The organism is Roseomonas sp. CECT 9278 (assembly GCF_918698155.1).
Taxonomy (GTDB): Bacteria; Pseudomonadota; Alphaproteobacteria; order Acetobacterales; family Acetobacteraceae; genus Neoroseomonas.
In genome coordinates, this window is the sequence record NZ_CAKKLX010000071.1 from 1 (window position 1) to 16,491 (window position 16,491).

13 protein-coding genes are annotated in these 16,491 nt (G+C 72.2%); 8 read left to right on the forward strand and 5 right to left on the reverse strand.

What is annotated here, in order from left to right; translation table 11 throughout:
* From LQ222_RS24540 to LQ222_RS24555, 4 genes are all read left to right on the forward strand, one after another.
* Positions 1-1,319: glycosyltransferase (locus LQ222_RS24540; protein WP_230169507.1), on the forward strand; the 1,319-nt coding region annotated here is incomplete at its 5' end.
* A gap of 262 nt (positions 1,320-1,581) precedes the next feature.
* Positions 1,582-3,096 carry a class I adenylate-forming enzyme family protein gene (locus LQ222_RS24545; protein WP_230169508.1) on the forward strand — a complete coding sequence of 505 codons (1,515 nt, stop codon included), beginning with the start codon at positions 1,582-1,584 and terminating at the stop codon, positions 3,094-3,096.
* Positions 3,097-3,301: 205 nt separating this feature from the next.
* Complete coding sequence (locus tag LQ222_RS24550) at positions 3,302-3,772, forward strand: hypothetical protein (RefSeq protein WP_230169509.1); 471 nt, start codon at positions 3,302-3,304, stop codon at positions 3,770-3,772.
* Between the two features lie 196 nt (positions 3,773-3,968).
* Positions 3,969-4,949 (forward strand): tripartite tricarboxylate transporter substrate binding protein, encoded by a 981-nt coding sequence (locus LQ222_RS24555; RefSeq protein WP_230169510.1) that lies wholly within the window; start codon positions 3,969-3,971, stop codon positions 4,947-4,949.
* A gap of 687 nt (positions 4,950-5,636) precedes the next feature.
* Here LQ222_RS24555 and LQ222_RS24560 read toward each other — a convergent pair.
* The gene (locus LQ222_RS24560) at positions 5,637-6,893 is read right to left on the reverse strand and encodes an FAD-dependent monooxygenase (RefSeq protein ID WP_230169511.1); all 1,257 of its coding nucleotides are present in this window, start codon (positions 6,891-6,893) and stop codon (positions 5,637-5,639) included.
* Between the two features lie 183 nt (positions 6,894-7,076).
* On the opposite strand from LQ222_RS24560, the gene LQ222_RS24565 reads away from it, so the two are divergent.
* Both LQ222_RS24565 and LQ222_RS24570 read left to right on the forward strand, forming a co-directional pair.
* Complete coding sequence (locus LQ222_RS24565) at positions 7,077-7,415, forward strand: P-II family nitrogen regulator (RefSeq protein WP_230169512.1); 339 nt, start codon at positions 7,077-7,079, stop codon at positions 7,413-7,415.
* An 11-nt stretch (positions 7,416-7,426) separates the two neighbouring features.
* Positions 7,427-8,797: an ammonium transporter gene (locus LQ222_RS24570; protein WP_305800039.1), complete on the forward strand. Its 1,371-nt coding sequence runs from the start codon at positions 7,427-7,429 to the stop codon at positions 8,795-8,797.
* Between the two features lie 380 nt (positions 8,798-9,177).
* Here LQ222_RS24570 and htpX read toward each other — a convergent pair whose 3' ends face one another.
* On the reverse strand, positions 9,178-10,113 hold the full coding sequence (htpX, locus tag LQ222_RS24575) for a zinc metalloprotease HtpX (RefSeq protein ID WP_230169513.1): 936 nt from the start codon (positions 10,111-10,113) through the stop codon (positions 9,178-9,180).
* Positions 10,114-10,150: 37 nt separating this feature from the next.
* Here htpX and LQ222_RS24580 point away from each other — a divergent pair, with 37 nt between their 5' ends.
* Positions 10,151-10,318, forward strand: a complete 168-nt coding sequence (locus tag LQ222_RS24580) for a DUF1674 domain-containing protein (protein ID WP_230169514.1) — start codon at positions 10,151-10,153, stop codon at positions 10,316-10,318.
* Between the two features lie 662 nt (positions 10,319-10,980).
* Here the strand turns inward: LQ222_RS24580 and LQ222_RS24585 are convergent.
* Positions 10,981-12,156, reverse strand: a complete 1,176-nt coding sequence (locus LQ222_RS24585; protein ID WP_230169515.1) for an MFS transporter — start codon at positions 12,154-12,156, stop codon at positions 10,981-10,983.
* 133 nt (positions 12,157-12,289) lie between these two features.
* Here LQ222_RS24585 and LQ222_RS24590 point away from each other — a divergent pair, with 133 nt between their 5' ends.
* Positions 12,290-13,768 (forward strand): NAD(P)/FAD-dependent oxidoreductase, encoded by a 1,479-nt coding sequence (locus LQ222_RS24590; protein WP_230169516.1) that lies wholly within the window; start codon positions 12,290-12,292, stop codon positions 13,766-13,768.
* 109 nt (positions 13,769-13,877) lie between these two features.
* Here LQ222_RS24590 and LQ222_RS24595 read toward each other — a convergent pair whose 3' ends face one another.
* Both LQ222_RS24595 and acs read right to left on the reverse strand, forming a co-directional pair.
* Positions 13,878-14,237: a hypothetical protein gene (locus tag LQ222_RS24595; RefSeq protein ID WP_230169517.1), complete on the reverse strand. Its 360-nt coding sequence runs from the start codon at positions 14,235-14,237 to the stop codon at positions 13,878-13,880.
* Between the two features lie 2 nt (positions 14,238-14,239).
* Positions 14,240-16,171 (reverse strand): acetate--CoA ligase, encoded by a 1,932-nt coding sequence (acs, locus tag LQ222_RS24600; protein WP_230169518.1) that lies wholly within the window; start codon positions 16,169-16,171, stop codon positions 14,240-14,242.
* Positions 16,172-16,491 lie beyond the last annotated feature (320 nt).

Here is a 16,491-nt window from a genome sequence, read left to right on the forward strand (position 1 = left end):
GCGCATCGCCGCGGCCAGGCCGGGGCGCCGTGGCGACGGCAGGGCGCGGCGCGCTGCGGTTCCGGCGCGACGGCGCCGCCGTGCGGCACGCGGCCACGATGATCACGGCACCCTCGCCGCGGGCCGGTGCGGTGCGTGGCGCGACCGACTCCGAGGTCCGGCGCGGCCATCGCGCGCCGTCCGGCGCGCAGGCTGCGCCGGCCGCGCGACCTGAGGGCACGGCCCCGCTGATCCTGCTGCTGTCGGCCGCGCATCCGCCGGCGGATACGCGCGTGGTCCGCAAGGAAGGCGCGGCGCTGGTCGCCGCCGGGTTCCGCGTGGCGCATCTGTGCCCCGGCGGTGCCGAGGCGCCGGCCAGCGTGGAGGGCGTGCGCATCGTCACGCACCGGCACCGCCGCATCCGCGGGCTGGCGGGGCTGGCGCGCGATGCCGCCGCGCTGCGGCCGGCGGCGATCCATGCGTCGGAGCCCGATGCCTGGCTGGCGGCGCTGCTGGCGGCGCGGCGCTGCGGCGCGCGGGTGGTGCTGGACGTGCATGAACACTACCCGTCGCGGCTGGATGGGCGGCTGCCATCCTGGCTGCGGCCGGCGGCGCGCGCGGCGATCGGCCTGGCCTGCCGCTGGATGGGGCGGGCGGCGGATGCGGTGGTGGTGGCGAAGAACGGGCTGGATGCACCCTTCGCCGGCGCGCGGCTGGTGGCGGTGCGCAACTACGCGCCGGCGCCGGTGGTGCCGCCGCGCGTGCATCATGACGGGCCGCTCACGCTGGTGCATCTGGGCGCGCTGGGGCGCGCGCGGGGCTGGCCGGAGATGCTCGATGCGCTGGCGCTGTGCCCGCCCGCGACGCGGCTGCTGCTGGTCGGGCGCTTCACCGATGGCAGCGAGGATGCGTTCCGCGCGCGCGCCGCGGCGCTGGGCCTGGCCGCGCGAATCGACTGCACGGGATGGCTGGCGCAGGACGCCGCGCTGGCGCGGCTGCGCGAGGCCGACATCGCCCTGGTGCTGTTCCAGCGTGGCGCGGAGAACCATCGCCTGGCGCTGCCGCACAAGCTGTTCGACGCGATGGCGGCCGGGCTGCCCGTGATCGCGCCGGCCTTTGCCGAGGAAGTCGCGGCGGTGGTGCGCGAGGCCGGCTGCGGCCTGCTGGTCGAGACCGGCGACGCGGCGGCGATCGCGCAGGCGGTGGCGGCGCTGGCCGACGCGGCGCGGCGCGCGGCGCTGGGCGAGGCCGGCTGGCGGGCGGCGCGCAGGCGCTTCGCGTGGGAGCCGGAGGCGGCACGGCTGGTGGCGCTGCATCGGGAACTTGCGCGGGCGCGGTGAGGGTGGCTGCCATCCCGGCGCAAGGCGTGGATCGGCGCGCTGGCGCAAGGCGTGGATCGGCGCGCTGGCGCAAGGCGTGGATCGGCGCGCTGGCGCAAAGCGTGGATCGGCGCGCTGGCGCAAAGCGTGGATCGGCGCGCTGGCGCAAAGCGTGGATCGGCGCGCTGGCGCAAAGCGTGGATCGGCGCGCTGGCGCGCGACGCCCCAGCCGCCCAGCCACATCGGTTTGACCATCGCGCCGCGACGACCGACCCTGCGCGCCATGCGGGATGGCATTGCCTGGTCGAACGACCTTCTCACCCTGGCAGCGCGCTTCGGCGCGCGCGTCGCCGTCACCGATGGCGTGGCCAGCATGACCTTCGCGGCGCTCGCCGCGCGCGCCCATGCGCTGGGGCATCACCTGCGCGTGCCGCCCGGCGCGCCGGTGGCGACGCTGGTGCCGAACGGCATCGATGCGCCGTGGGTCAGCGTGGGCGTGACGCTCTCCGGCGCGGCGGAGGTGCCGGTCAACGCGCATTCCACCGATGCCGAGATCGCCTGGTTCGCGCAACTCGCCGGCTTCAGGCGCATCCTCGCGCCGCGCGCGCAGGTGGCGCGGCTGGCGGCGCTCGGCCTCGATCCCTGGTCGATCGAAGACATCGCGCCCATCCCCGCGCCCACCGCGCTGCCGCCGGTGCCGGCCGAGGCCTGGGGGCGCATCATCTTCACCTCGGGCACCACCGGGCGGCCCAAGGCGATCGTGCACACCCACGGCGCACGCTGGACCGCGCACCTGCTGCAGCGCGCCGTGCTGCCCTTCACCCCTGGCGCCGGCGACCGCGTGCTGCTGATGACGCCCTATGTGCATGGCGCCTCGTTGATCGCCGCCGCCTGGCTGGAACAGGGGGCCGAGGTGGTGCTGCAGGACGGCGTTCGCGCGGAAGCCGTGGAGCCGATCCTGGCGGCCGGCTGCCCCGCCATCTTCGCGCCGCCGACCGTGCTGGCGAAGATCCTGTCGCTGTTTCCCGGCCGGCGCTTCGCGGGCACGCGCGTGATCTTCACCGGCACCTCCACCCTGTCGCGCGAGGTCTGGCGCCGCGCGGCCGAGGCCTTCGGCCCCGTGGTGCGGATCACCTACGGCATGAGCGAGTGCTTCAACCCGATCACCCTGCTCGAGCCGCCCGAGGTCGCGGAGGTGATGGCCGCGCCCGACAGCGGCCTGGGGGCCTGCCTGGGCTGGCCGGCGCCGGGGGTCGAGGTGGCGATCCGCGCCGAGGACGGCGCCGCGCTGCCGCCGGGCGCGGCCGGGGAGATCCACCTGCGCGCCCGCCACATGAATGCCGGCACCATCACCGCCGCCGGCTTCACGCCGCGCCCGCCGGGTGCGTGGCACCGCACGGGCGACCTCGGCGCGATCGATGCGCGCGGGCGGCTGCACCTGTCCGGCCGCGCGGCGGATGTGATGAAGTCCGGCGGCTACCGCATCCATCCCGGCGAGATCGAGACCGCGCTGGATGGTGCCGCCGGCGGCCGCGCGGTCTGCGTGCTGGGCATTCCGTCCGACTATTGGGGCGAGGTGATCGTGGCGGTGGCCGAGGCACCGCCCGCGGGCTGGCAGGACGATGCGGTCGCGCGCGTCGCGGGCCTGGCGCGGTACAAGCAGCCGCGCGCCTGGCTGGCGCTGCCGGAATTGCCGCGCAACGCGCAGGGCAAGGTGGTGCGTGCGCGCGTGCGCGATGCGCTGCTCGCGACCCATGTCTTCGAGGACGGCCCGCGCCCCCGCCTGCTGCCGCGCTGACCGCCGGCGCCGCGGCGCGCTACCTTTGGTGGTGGTGCGTCGCCGCGCTGCCCGCGCTGCGTGTCCCGGCGGCGCGCCGCTGTTGCCGGCGCGCCGCAGTCGCGCCGTGCACACGATTCCTTCACGGCCATGGCGGCAGTTTGGCCTTGCCGATCGGCAGGCCGGGCGAAATGATCGCGCCCGACACAATACCGGAGGACCAGCCATGTTTTCGAGACGCATCCTGGCCGGCGCTGCCGTGCTGGCCTTGGTTGCCGGCGGCGTGGCCGCGCAGAACTACAACCTGCGCCCGTCCTTCGGCACGGCCAACCTGCGCTTCAACTTCGCGCCCGACCCCTTCGTCATCAACGTGACCGCCGGCGGCACGATCCCGGCCGAGCGGATCGGCGGGCCGGGCTGCGTCGGCACCATCGCGCAGCCGCCCGACGTGCGGCTGAACTACCAGGCCGGCGGCGGGCTGCCGCTGTGGATCGGCGCGCGGTCGGCCGCCGACGTGACGCTGGTGGTGAACCTGCCGAACGGCCGCTGGATCTGCAACGACGACTTCCAGGGCACCAACCCGGGCATCGTGCTGCGCCAGCCCATGTCGGGCCAGTACGACATCTGGGTCGGCAACTACGATCGCGGCCGGGGCATCCCGACGCAGGTGTTCTTCTCGGAAGTACCGCCGAACTGAGGCCGCGCGCCGGGTCGCCGGCGTCCGGCAGCCTGGCGGCGCGCCCGCCCGGGCGCGCCGTGCCGGGGGCCGGGCGATGCGACGGTGCGGATCGCGGCCCGGCCGCCCGCGCGGGGCTTGTCGCACTCCGCGCCGCGTGCTTGTGACCGGGTCCACGGGCGGATCAACCGCCCGCCTGTTCGGGAGGAACCACCCCATGCGGATGCATCGCCGCGCGACGCTCGCGCTCATGGCCTCGACGCTGCCGGCGCTGAAGGTGGCGCAGGCACAGACCGCGCCCTGGCCGAACCGCCCCATCCGCATGGTGATCCCGTGGCCGCCTGGCCAGGCGACCGACCTCGCCGGGCGTGTCGTCTCCCAGCGCCTGGCCGAGAAGCTCGGCCAGCCCGTGGTGCCCGAGAACCGCGCCGGCGCGGGCGGCACCATCGGCACCGACGCGGTCGCGAAGTCGGCGCCGGACGGCTACACGCTGCTGGCCGGGTCGTCGGGGCCGTTCACCATCTCGCCGCTGCTGCAGCGCCTGCCCTACGACACCGCGCGGGATTTCGCGCCGATCGCGATGTGGGGCGTGTCGCCCTACCTGCTGGTGGTGAAGGCGGATTTCCCGGCGAATACGCTGGCGGAATTCGTCGCGCTGATGAAGGCGCGGCCGGGCCATTACTCCTTCGGGTCCTCCGGCACCGCGGCGACCGCCCACCTGATCATCGAGGCCTTCAACGCCCGCGCCGGGATCGACGCGCTGCACGTGCCCTTCGCCGGCAGCGCGCCGTCCATGACCGCGCTGATCGGCGGGCAGCTGACCTATTCGATCGAGACCATGGCGGCGACCTTCCCGCTGGTGCGCCAGGGCGCGCTGAAGGCGCTGGGCGTCTCGCTGAAGGACGGCACCAGCCTGGCGCGCGACATCCCGCCCTTCGCCCGCACCCCGGGCTTCGAGGGCTTCGACGCCGGCGCCTGGGTCGGGCTGGTGGCGCGCGCCGGCACCCCGGCGCCGATCGCCGAGCGCCTGGCGCAGGAGGTCGAGCAGGGCATGGCAGACCCCGCCGTGCGCGGCCGCTTCGAGAGCATCTCGGTCGAGCCCGTGCCGCGCGGCCCGGCCGCCTTCGCGGCCTACCTGCAGGAGCAGCGGGCGTTGTTCCAGGGCATCATCACGCGGCAGAATATCCGGCTGGATTGAACGGTCGGGGGCGGGGCCCGGCGGCCCTGCCCCGAAGCGCGCCGGCCCGCACCGGTCAGCGCAGCAGCGCGCCGAGGCCGGCCAGGATGCCCGACCAGAGCATCACGGACGTGCCCAGGATCATCAGGATCCGGGCCCGGATCGATCGCGCGTCGAGCCACCGGATCACGCGGTCCCATACCGTCCCGTCGCGCCGCGGCGCGCAGGTCTCGGCATTGCTGCGCGCGTCCCGCGGGGCGCAGTGGGACGCGGATTGAACAGATTTCTTCAGAACCATTCATTCCTGTCCTGGCGTCGTCATTCGAAAGAATGTTTGCCGTTTCGCAGCGAGCGAGGCGAGCGGAATCGAAATCATTCCGCAAATAACGTGAATGCACCGCGCCAATATGGGCATCCTTGCCGCGCCGCGCACAATGCCGTGACAGCGGGACGATCATTTTGGACCGGCTGCGGACCCGCACGCCGTCGCAGATACCGCGAATCTGCATTGTGCATCGCAGCGTGCACGCCTGGCGGGCGGGCATTGCCCGGAATGCCGCGCCGCCACGACGCGCTGCCGAAATGCCAGGCGATCACGGACACGCGTGACCGTCGCCAGTGACATGCCGGGACTTGGCGGCTGCCGTCGGGATCCTGGCGCGCCAAGCCCGATACTTCGGGCCGGCGCGGCAGGATCGCCGCCAGCGGTCAGACCCGGCGCTGGATGCCCTGCCCGCCCAGCAGGCCGGCCGCGCCGCCGCCAAGCCCCATCGCGCGCGTCGCGAAGAATCGCTTCAGCCGCGGCAGCCGGTCCACCGCCGCGATGCCCAGCCGCCGCGCCAGGCGCACCGGCGGCAGGCGGGAGGAGAACAGCCTCTCGAGCATATGGGTCGCGCCCAGCATCACCAGGCTGTCGGGTCGCCGCACCGCCTGGTAGCGCGCCAGCACCGCGGCGCTGCCGGGGTCCTCGCCGGCGTTCACCGCCTCGATCACCGCCTCGGCCAGTGCCGCCACGTCGCGGAAGCCGAGGTTCAGGCCCTGCCCGGCGATCGGGTGGATGCCATGCGCGGCATCGCCGACCAGCGCCAGGCGCTCGGCCGTGTAGCGGGCGGCGTGCATGGCGGTCAGCGGATAGGACCAGCGCCGGCCGATCGGCGTGACCGCGCCCAGGTGCCCGCCCATCCGCGCCGCGATCTGGCGGCCATAGGCGGCGTCGTCCAGCGCCAGCGCGGCGCGGGCGATGGCGGTGCGCTCGGTCCAGACGATGGCGCTGACATTGGGATGGCCCGGGATGCCGTTCATCGGCAATTGCGCGAAGGGGCCGTGCGGCAGGAACTGCTCCAGCGCCACGCCATGATGCGGCTTCTCGTGCGCCACCGCGCCGACGATGCCCATGCTGTGGTAGTCGAGCCGCGCCGCCGGGATGCCCGCGGCGCGGCGCAGCGGGGAGTTGCGGCCCTCGGCGCCGACCACCAGGCGGGCCTTGACCACGCCGCCGCCCGACAGCCGCACCACCGCCCCGTCCGGCGCGCGTTCGACCTGCGCCTGGGCGGGGGCGAAGACGTGCAGGCCCGGCGCCTGCGGCAGGCGGGCGTTCAGCGCGACTCGCAGCGCGCGCGCCTCGACCATCCAGCCGAAGGGCTCCTCGCCGACCTCCGCGTGGTCGAAATGCAGCGAGAGCGGTGAGGCAGCCTCGCCCGGCCGGCCATCGGCCACGCGGATGCCCAGGATCGGGCAGGGTGTTTCCGGCAGGCGGTCCCAGATGCCGGCGGCATCGAGCAGGCGCTTGGACGACAGCGCGATGGCATAGGCGCGGCCGTCGAATTCCGGCAGCTCCATGGGTGGCAGGGGCGCCGCATCCACCACCGCCACGCTGACGCCCGCCGCGGCCAGCGTCGCCGCGAGGGTGGCGCCGACAGGCCCGGCGCCGATGATGGCCACGCTGACATCGAGGGTATTGTCCATCCGCCCAATCTAGGCGCGTCCCGCCGCCGCGCCAGCCCGCCCGCACCGAAGGCATTTGCCCAATTTGCAGGCAGTCATCCCGGTGCCGCGCCCGGGCCCGGCCCGCGCGCGGCGGCGGGCGGGTTGGCACGGGTCTTGGAAGTCATCGGCGCGGAATTGCCCCAGAGAGGAAAAGCACGGGCCATGAAACTGGTGATGGCAGTCATCAAGCCCTTCAAGCTGGACGAGGTGCGCGAGGCGCTCACCCCGCTCGGCGTCCAGGGGCTGACGGTGACCGAGGTGAAGGGATTCGGCCGGCAGAAGGGCCAGACCGAGATCTACCGCGGCGCCGAATACCATGTGAGCTTCCTGCCCAAGGTGAAGATCGAGGTCGCCGTGCCGTCCGAACTGGCGGATGCGGTGGTCGAGGCGATCGCCACGACCGCCCGCACGGGCAAGATCGGCGACGGCAAGATCTTCGTCATCGATGTGGAGCGCGCCCTGCGCATCCGCACCGGTGAGACCGACGGCTCGGCGCTGTGAGCGCGCGCCCCATGACCGGAAAGGACGACACGACTGTGAAGCGCATCCTCGCGCGCTGCGGGCTGGCCGCGGCAACCCTGCTGTTCGCGGCGCTGCCCGCGCTGGCGCAGGACGACCCCAAGGTCGACACCGGCGACGCCGCGTGGATGATGACCTCGACCGCGCTGGTCCTGATGATGACCGTGCCGGGTGTCGCGCTGTTCTATGCGGGCATGGTCCGCAAGAAGAACGTGCTGGCGACCATGATGCAGTCCTTCTTCATCTGCGGCCTGGTGTCGGTGCTGTGGATGGTGGCGGGGTATTCCATCGCCTTCGGCAATGGCGGCGCCTATGCGCCGTATATCGGCGATTTCTCGAAGGTGCTGCTGGCCGGCATCGCGGAGAACTGGGACAAGCCCTTCACGCTGGGCACCGGTGACGCGACGGTGGCGTTCACCATCCCGGAATCGATCTTCGTGATGTTCCAGATGACCTTCGCGGTCATCACCGCCGCGCTGATCACCGGCGCGGTGGCGGATCGCATGAAGTTCTCCGCGCTGGTGTTCTTCATCACGCTGTGGACGCTGCTGATCTACAGCCCCATCGCGCATTGGGTGTGGCACCCGTCGGGGTGGCTGTTCGTCGATGGCGCGCTGGATTTCGCCGGCGGCACGGTGGTGCACATCAATGCCGGCGTCGCCGGCCTGGTGGCGGCGTTGGTGCTGGGCAAGCGCGTGGGCTACGGCAACGACAACATGTCGCCGTTCAACCTGGGCCTGGCCGTGATCGGCGCCTCCCTGCTGTGGGTGGGCTGGTTCGGCTTCAATGCGGGGTCGGCCGGGTCGTCGGGCGGCGGGCGCGCAGGCATGGCGATGCTGGTCACGCAGCTGGCCGCGGCGGCCGCGGTGCTGTCCTGGGTCTTCGCGGAGTGGATGATCAAGGGCAAGCCGAGCGTGCTGGGCGCGATCTCGGGCGCGGTGGCGGGCCTGGTCGCGATCACGCCGGCGGCTGGCTTCGTGCTGCCGGGCTCGGCGGTGATCATCGGCCTCGCCGCTGGCCTGGCCGGGCTGTGGGGTGCCACGGCGCTGAAGCATGCGCTGGGCTATGACGACAGCCTGGACGCCTTCGGCATCCATGGCATCTGCGGCATCGTCGGCGCGCTGATGGTGGGCTTCCTGGCCTATGGGCCGCTGTCGGCGACCACGGCGGCGCCGGATGGGGTGTCGGGGTCGATGGAGCAGTTCATCAAGCAGTGCACCGCGGTGGGTGCGACGATGGTGTTCACCGCCATCGGTACCTTCATCCTGCTGAAGATCACCGACCTGGTGATTGGGCTGCGGGTGACCGAGGAGGAGGAGCGCGAGGGGCTGGACGTGACGCTGCATGGCGAGCGGCTGAACTGAGAAGGCGCGGCCCGACGGGCGCGCCAGGGGGGCGCGGCGGGACACCGCCGCGCCCTTGCTTTCTTGAGTCCCTCAAACGGCGGGCGGGCCGCGTCCGCGGCCCTTGCCTTCGCGCCCTGCACGGGTGCCCTGGGGACGACTGACGGTCTGGGCGCGGTCGCGCTTTGCGCTCGCGGACCGCTACGCGATCCGAGGCACTTTTCGCCCCGCAGGCGGCGGGCGGGCCGCGTCCGCGGCCCTTGCCTTCGCGCCCTGCACGGGTGCCCTGGGGACGACTGACGGTCTGGGCGCGGTCGCGGTCGGCGCTCGCGGATCCTGCATCCGCACGATCCGCATTCTGGGCGCCCAGGCGGCCATGGCAGCCGGGCGCAGGCGCTGCGCTACGCCCAGGGATTGCGCTTGCCGCCGCTCCACGGCCCCGGCGCCTGTTGTGCAGCGCCCTGCAAGCCACCGCCGCCCTGCCCCATCCGCCCCGCCAGCTGCTGCAACGCCGCCACCCGGTTCTCGGTCCGCGGATGCGTCGAGAACAGGTTGTCCATCCGCGCCCCGCTGAGGGGGTTGATGATGAACATATGCGCCATCGCCGGCGTCGCCTCGGCGCGTTGGTTCACGATGGCATGGGCCTGGTACTCCAGCCGCTGCAGCGCACCGGCCAACGCCAGCGGGTCGCCGGTGATCTCGGCCCCCACGCGGTCGGCCTCGTATTCGCGCGACCGGCTGATCGCCATCTGCACGATGGCCGCCGCGATGGGGGCCAGGATCAGCATCAGGATCATGCCGATCGGGCCGAAGGGGCTGGCATTGCGGTCGCGATTGGCGCCGCCGAAGATCATGCCGAAGTTCGCCAGCATCGAGATCGCACCCGCCACCGTGGCCGTCACCGTCATGATCAGCGTGTCGCGATTCTTGATGTGCGCGAGCTCATGCGCGATCACGCCCGCCACCTCGTTCTCCGGCATCAGGTCCAGCAGGCCGGTGTTCACCGCGACCGCCGCGCTCGATGGGCTGCGGCCGGTGGCGAAGGCATTGGGCTGGTCCTCATGGATCACGTACAGCGCCGGCATCGGCAGGCCGGCGCGCGCAGCCAGCATGGCCGTCATCTCGTACAGCCGCGGCGCGTCCTGCGGGCCGATCGGCTGCGCGTTCTGCATGCGCAGCACCATCCGGTCGCTGTTCCACCAGGCGAACAGGTTCATGCCCGCCGCCACGACCAGCGCCACCACCATGCCCTGCTGCCCGCCGATGACCAGGCCGAGCCCACCGAACACCGCCGTGAGCGCCGCGAGCAGCACCGCCGTGCGCATGTATCCGCCCATGTCCAACCCCCTCGCGAATGCCTACATCAGGATGGCCATGACGCAGACCCCACACAACGACCCCGCGCCCGACGCCGCCGCCCCCGAGCCGGCGCCAACACCCAAGCCCCCGCCGAAGTTGCCCAAGGAGATCGGCGGCCCCGCCGGCCCCGAGCCGACCCGCTTCGGCGACTGGGAACGCAAGGGCCGCGTCAGCGACTTCTGACGGCCGGCGCCGCCAGCCCTGCGGCGCCGCGCTGCCTGGCCTCGCAGGACGCGTGCAAGGCTCGCCGGCGCTGGACGAGCGTCGCGCGGCCCTCCGCGCGCGGCCCTCCGCGCGCGGCCCGCGATCGCCACGAGACAAGCCGCGCCCGACGGCACCCGCCGGCATGGCCGGGCCAGGCCACCGAGCTGCATCGCGCGAGGCGCCCGGATGCCCATCCGCCCTGGTGCGACTCGGCGCCCGCCATCGGACGAAGCACGAACGCCCTGGTGGCCAAAGCCGCGCCGGCACCACAAGTGCTTGAATCGATGGGTTCACTGCCGAGCCCGGGACCGCGCCGTGGCGTCCCCCCGCCCGGCCCCTGGCCCAGACCCGGCGACAGCGCCTGCGCGACTCGGCGCCACCCGCCGCACGAAGCACGAACGCGCTGGTGGCTGGCGCCGTGCCCCTACCACAAGCCATTGATTTCAGACGCTTGCGCGACTCGGGCGATGCGCGTCAGCGATTCGTTCCCGCGACTCGGACCAAGTGGTTGATTCGGAACGCAGCGGATTTCGCGACTCCGTGAATCGAATCACCTTCTGTTCCAAACCCGCTCAGAGACCTTTTGGGAGGGCTGGCGACACGCTTCGGCATGCGCCCTTCGGCGCAGTCTGATGCGGTCCTCAGGCCGGCCGGCGCGCCAGCATCCAGGCCAGCGCCAGCAGCAGCACCGCCGCTGCCGCCAGCGACACCCCCAGCCCCACCGTCACATCCCCCAGCCCGAACAGGATCGGCCCCAGCGACTGCCCGCTGAAGAAGGAGAAGGCGTGCAGCGACACCGCGCTGCCGCGGAATTGCGGGGAGAGTTCGGTGGCGCGCACCTGGATCGCGTTGTGGATCATGTAGAAGGCGATCCCCAGCAGGAACCCCGCCACCGCCATCACCCAGAAGGCCGGCGCCAGCGCGAAGCCCAGCAGCGCCAGCGCGCCGACCACGCCGCCGATCTGCACCACGCGGGCCTGGCCGAAGCGCGCCAGCAGCGGCCGCGCCATGGCTGCATAGGCCAGCCCGCCGATGCCGAAGGCGCCGATCGCCAGCCCCGCTTCCGTCGTGCCGCCGATGCCGCGGCCGAGCATCAGTGGCGCGAGGAACGGGAAGGAGCCGAAGACCAGCCCGCCCTCGGCCGCGACCGTCAGGTACAGCGGGATGGCGGAGGGGTTGGCCAGGATGGAGCGGTAGCGCTTGGCCGCCACCACCGGGTCGTAGCGCGTGACGGGTTCGGGCGTGGCGCGCCGCGCCGCCAGCAGCAGCGTCGCCGCACCGACCACCGCGGCGATGGCGCAGAAGGCCAGCATGCCGCGCCAGCCGAACATGGCGGCGACAGGCCCGGCGATCGCGCCGCCGGCGATCTGCCCGGAGATGCCGAAGACCAGCATGCGCGACAGCGCCACCTGGCGGTCCTTGAGCGGCACCGCATCGGCCATGATGGCGAGCGTGAGCGGCATCATCCCGCCCGCCGCCGCGCCCGACAGCGCGCGGAACGCCATCAGCCAGCCCAGCGAGGCGGCGGTGGCGGCCAGCGCCAGCATCACCGCCAGCAGCACGACGCAGATGCTGACGATACGCCGCTTGCCGACCGAATCCGCGACCGGCCCCAGGATCGGCTGCACCAGCGCGAAGGGCAGGGTGAAGGCGGTGCCCAGCAGCGCCACCTGGGCCGCCGTGGTGCCGAAATCCGTCGCGATGTCGACCACGACGGGATCGGTCGCGCGCACGGCGAAGGCGCCGGCGAAGACGGCCGGCCCATACATGGCCAGCACCCGCCGCATGTTCGCGTCGCTGCTCGGGGGTGCGGTCACTTTCGCGTCCTTGGCTGCCTTGGTGACAGCCGGAAAAAGGAGGGGGTGCGGGGGAATTCCCTCCCCCGCCCTTCATGCTGCGCCGCAGCGAGCCGCTTCACAACCCGCTGCCCGCCGGTGCTAGGCTTTGGTGATGGATGACAGCCCGCCGCCTGCCGAGCATTTCGATGTCCTGATCGTGGGGGCCGGCATCTCCGGCATCGGCGGCGCGCATCACCTGCAGGAACAATGCCCCGGCCGGTCCTTCGCGGTGCTGGAGGCGCAGGCGGGCTTCGGGGGCACCTGGCGCACGCATCGCTATCCCGGCATCCGGTCGGACAGCGACCTGTACACCTTCGGCTATCGCTTCAAGCCCTGGGTCGGTCCGCCGATCGCCACCGCGCCCGAGATCCTGAAATACATGGAGGAGGTGATCGCCGAGGACGGGCTGGACCGCCACATCCGCTATGGCCATCGGATCGTCGCGGCGCGCTGGGATTCCGCCACGGCGCGCTGGAGCATCGAGGCCGCGCGCAGCGATGGCGGCACGGCGCGGTTCACCACCGGCTTCCTGTACATGTGCCAGGGCTACTACCGGCACGACCAAGGCTTCACCCCCGACTGGCCGGGCATGGAGCGCTTCGGCGGCCGCATCGTGCATCCGCAGACCTGGCCCGAGGACCTGGACCATGCCGGCAAGCGCGTGGTGGTGATCGGCTCCGGCGCGACGGCGGCGACCATCGTGCCGGCCATGGCCGATACCGCCGCGCATGTGACCATGCTGCAGCGATCGCCGACCTTCTTCCGCACCGGTCGCAACGCCATCGAGATCGCGGATGAGCTGCGGATGCTCGGCATCAACGAGGAATGGATCCACGAGATCGTGCGCCGGAAGATCCTGTTCGAGCAGGCGCGCTTCATCGACCGCACGCACAGCGAACCCGACAAGGTGAAGGCGGAACTGCTGGCGGAGGTGCGCCGCCACCTCGGCCCGGACTACGACGTGGCCACGCATTTCACGCCGCGCTACCGCCCGTGGCAGCAGCGCCTGGCCTTCATCCCGGATGCCGACCTGTTCCGTGGCATCGCGGCCGGGCGCGCGTCCGTGGTGACGGACGGGATCGAACGCTTCACCGAAACCGGGCTGCTGCTGACGTCCGGCGCCACGCTCGATGCCGACATCATCGTCACCGCCACCGGCTTCCACCTGAGCGCGCTGGGCGACATCGCCTTCGAGATCGACGGCAGGCCGCTCGATTTCAGCGAGACCGTGACCTATCGCGGCACCATGTTCACCGGCGTGCCGAACATGGCCTGGGTGTTCGGCTATATCCGCGCCGCCTGGACGCTGCGCGCCGACATGGTGGCGGATTTCGTCTGCCGGCTGCTCAACCACATGCAGGCGCGCCAGGCGCGGCAGGTGGAGGTCGCGCTGCGGCCGGAGGATGCCGGGATGGCGCTCGGCCCCTGGCTCGATCCGGAGGAATTCAGCTCGGGCTATGTCGCGCGCGGGCAGCATGTGCTGCCGCGCAGCGGCGACAAGCCGGAATGGCGCCACGCGCACGACTACTGGGCGGAGAAGGACGCCATCCCGGCGATCGACCTGCAGGACGCGGCCTTCGTCTACCGCTGAGAGGCCGCTTGGGAATGCCGGCGCCGGCGCGCACCCCCCGCCGGTCCACCCCTGCCGGGATACCGAGATGGGTGGCGGGGTGCCGGAGCAGGCCGTCTGCGCGGTGCGGTCAGAACGACGCGGCCACCAGCGAGAACTGGCATTCGCCCGGCAACGCGGCGACGAAGCGGCGCAGCGCCAGCAGCAGCGGCGGGTCGTCCTGCGCCGTGCCATAGACATCATCCAGCAGCGCGTGCAGTTCGCCCGGGGAGACCAGCGCGCACCAGCAGGCCCCCGCGGTCTGCCGGCCGGTCAGCGCGCCGCGGCGGATGCGGTCGACCACCTCGTGGAAGACATCCCGCGCCGAGGGCGGGAAGAAGGGGCTGATGCGATAGGGTGCCCCTTCCAGCGGCGCGATCACGCCGCGCAGCACCGGCGCCACCAGGTCGGGTCCGGCGATGTAGACGTCCCGGTAGCGCGCGGTGGACACCCTTATCCGACCTTGTTCTCGATCAGCTCCTGCACCACGCCGGGGTCGGCGAGCGTGCTGGTATCGCCGAGGCCCTCGGTCTCGTTCGCGGCGATCTTGCGCAGGATGCGGCGCATGATCTTGCCCGATCGCGTCTTGGGCAGGCCCGGCGCCCACTGGATGGCATCCGGGGTCGCGATCGGGCCGATCTCCTTGCGGACCCAGGCCACCAGTTCCTTGCGCAGCACCTCGGTCGGATCGATCCCGGCCTTGAGCGTGACATAGGCGTAGATGCCCTGGCCCTTGATCTCGTGCGGCATGCCCACGACCGCGGCTTCCGCCACGGCCGGGTGCGCGACCAGGGCGGATTCGACTTCCGCCGTGCCCATGCGGTGGCCGGCCACGTTGATCACGTCGTCCACGCGCCCGGTGATCCAGTAGTAGCCATCGGCGTCGCGGCGCGCGCCGTCGCCGGTGAAGTACATGCCCGGGAAGGTGGAGAAATACGTCTGCCCGAAGCGCGCATGGTCGCCGTAGATGGTGCGCATCTGGCCGGGCCAGCTGTCGAGCAGCACCAGGTTGCCTTCCGTCGCGCCCTCCAGGATGCGTCCCTCGCCATCGACGATGGCGGGCTTCACGCCGGGCAGCGGCAGCGTGGCGGAACCGGGCTTCTGCGCGACCGCGCCGGGCAGCGGGGAGATCAGGATGCCGCCGGTCTCGGTCTGCCACCAGGTGTCCACGATCGGGCAGCGGCTGTCGCCGACCACGCGGTAGTACCAGAGCCAGGCTTCCGGATTGATGGGTTCGCCGACGGACCCCAGGATGCGGATGGAACTGCGGTCGTGCTTCTTCACCGGCGCCTCGCCGTCGCGCATCAGGGCGCGGATGGCGGTCGGCGCGGTGTAGAAGATGTTGACCTTGTGCTTGGCGCAGACCTGCCAGAAGCGGCCATTGTCGGGCCAGGAGGGCACGCCTTCGAACATCAGCGTGGTCGCGCCGTTCGCGAGCGGGCCATAGACGATGTAGGTATGCCCCGTGACCCAGCCGACATCGGCGGTGCACCAATAGACCTCGTTGTCGCGGTAGTCGAAGACGTTCTCATGGGTGAAGGACGCCCAGACCATGTAGCCGCCGGTCGTGTGCAGCACGCCCTTCGGCTTGCCGGTCGAACCCGACGTGTAGAGGATGAAAAGCGGGTCCTCGGCGTTCATCGGCTCGGGCTCGCAGGTGGTGCCCTCGGTGGCGGTGATCGCCTCCCACCAATGGTCGCGGCCTTCCATCATGTCGACCGCGCCGCCGGTGTTCTTCGCGACGATGACGCTGCGGATGGATGGGCAGGCCAGCAGCGCCTCGTCCGCATTGGCCTTGAGCGGCACCTTGCGACCGCCGCGGCGTCCTTCATCCGCGGTGATCAGCATCGCGCATTCGGAATCCTGGATGCGGGACGCCAGGCTGTCCGGCGAGAAGCCGCCGAAGACGATCGAATGGATCGCGCCCACGCGCGCGCAGGCCAGCATGGCGACGGCCGCCTCGACGATCATCGGCAAATAGATGCAGACGCGCTCGCCCTTCTTCACGCCCAGCCGGCGCATGGCATTCGCCAGCTGGCACACGCGCGCATGCAGTTCGCGGTAGGTCACCTTGGCATCGGTGTTCGGGTCGTCGCCTTCCCAGATGATCGCGACCTGGTCGCCGCGCGTGGCCAGATGCCGGTCGAGGCAGGAGACCGAGGCATTCAGCACGCCGTCCTCGAACCAGCGGATCGAGACATCGCCGGTGAAGTCCACCGCCTTGATCTTGGTGGGCGCCTGCATCCAGGCGATGCGGTTCATCTCGGTGCGCCAGAAGGCCTCGGGGTCGTGGGCTTCGGCGGCGACCATCGCCTCGCGCCTGGTGGCATCGATGCGCGCGCGCGCGGCGATCTCGGGCTTCACGGCAATGAGTTCGTCCGCCACGGGCTGGCCTCCCTGACCTGGATGATTTCTGGGCGGGGATTTGTGATGGCGATTTGATCCAGGTCAACTTGGGCGCCCGGTGCGGATGGATTCGGCGCAATGCGCGAAGGGCAGCCCGCCCGCCCGGCGGGGGCCGGGCGGGCGGGGTCGTGTGGATGGGATCGGGAGAGGCGAGGTTCAGTTGGTGCGCGCCGGCGCCGGCGTGGCCGGCAGCGCCTGGCTGCGCTGGTCGGGGCGCGGCGCGGCCGGGGTGGCCGCCTGCGGCGCGGCGGGAGCCGCGGGGCGCTGCGCATCGGAAGCCGCGGGGCGCTGCGTGGCGC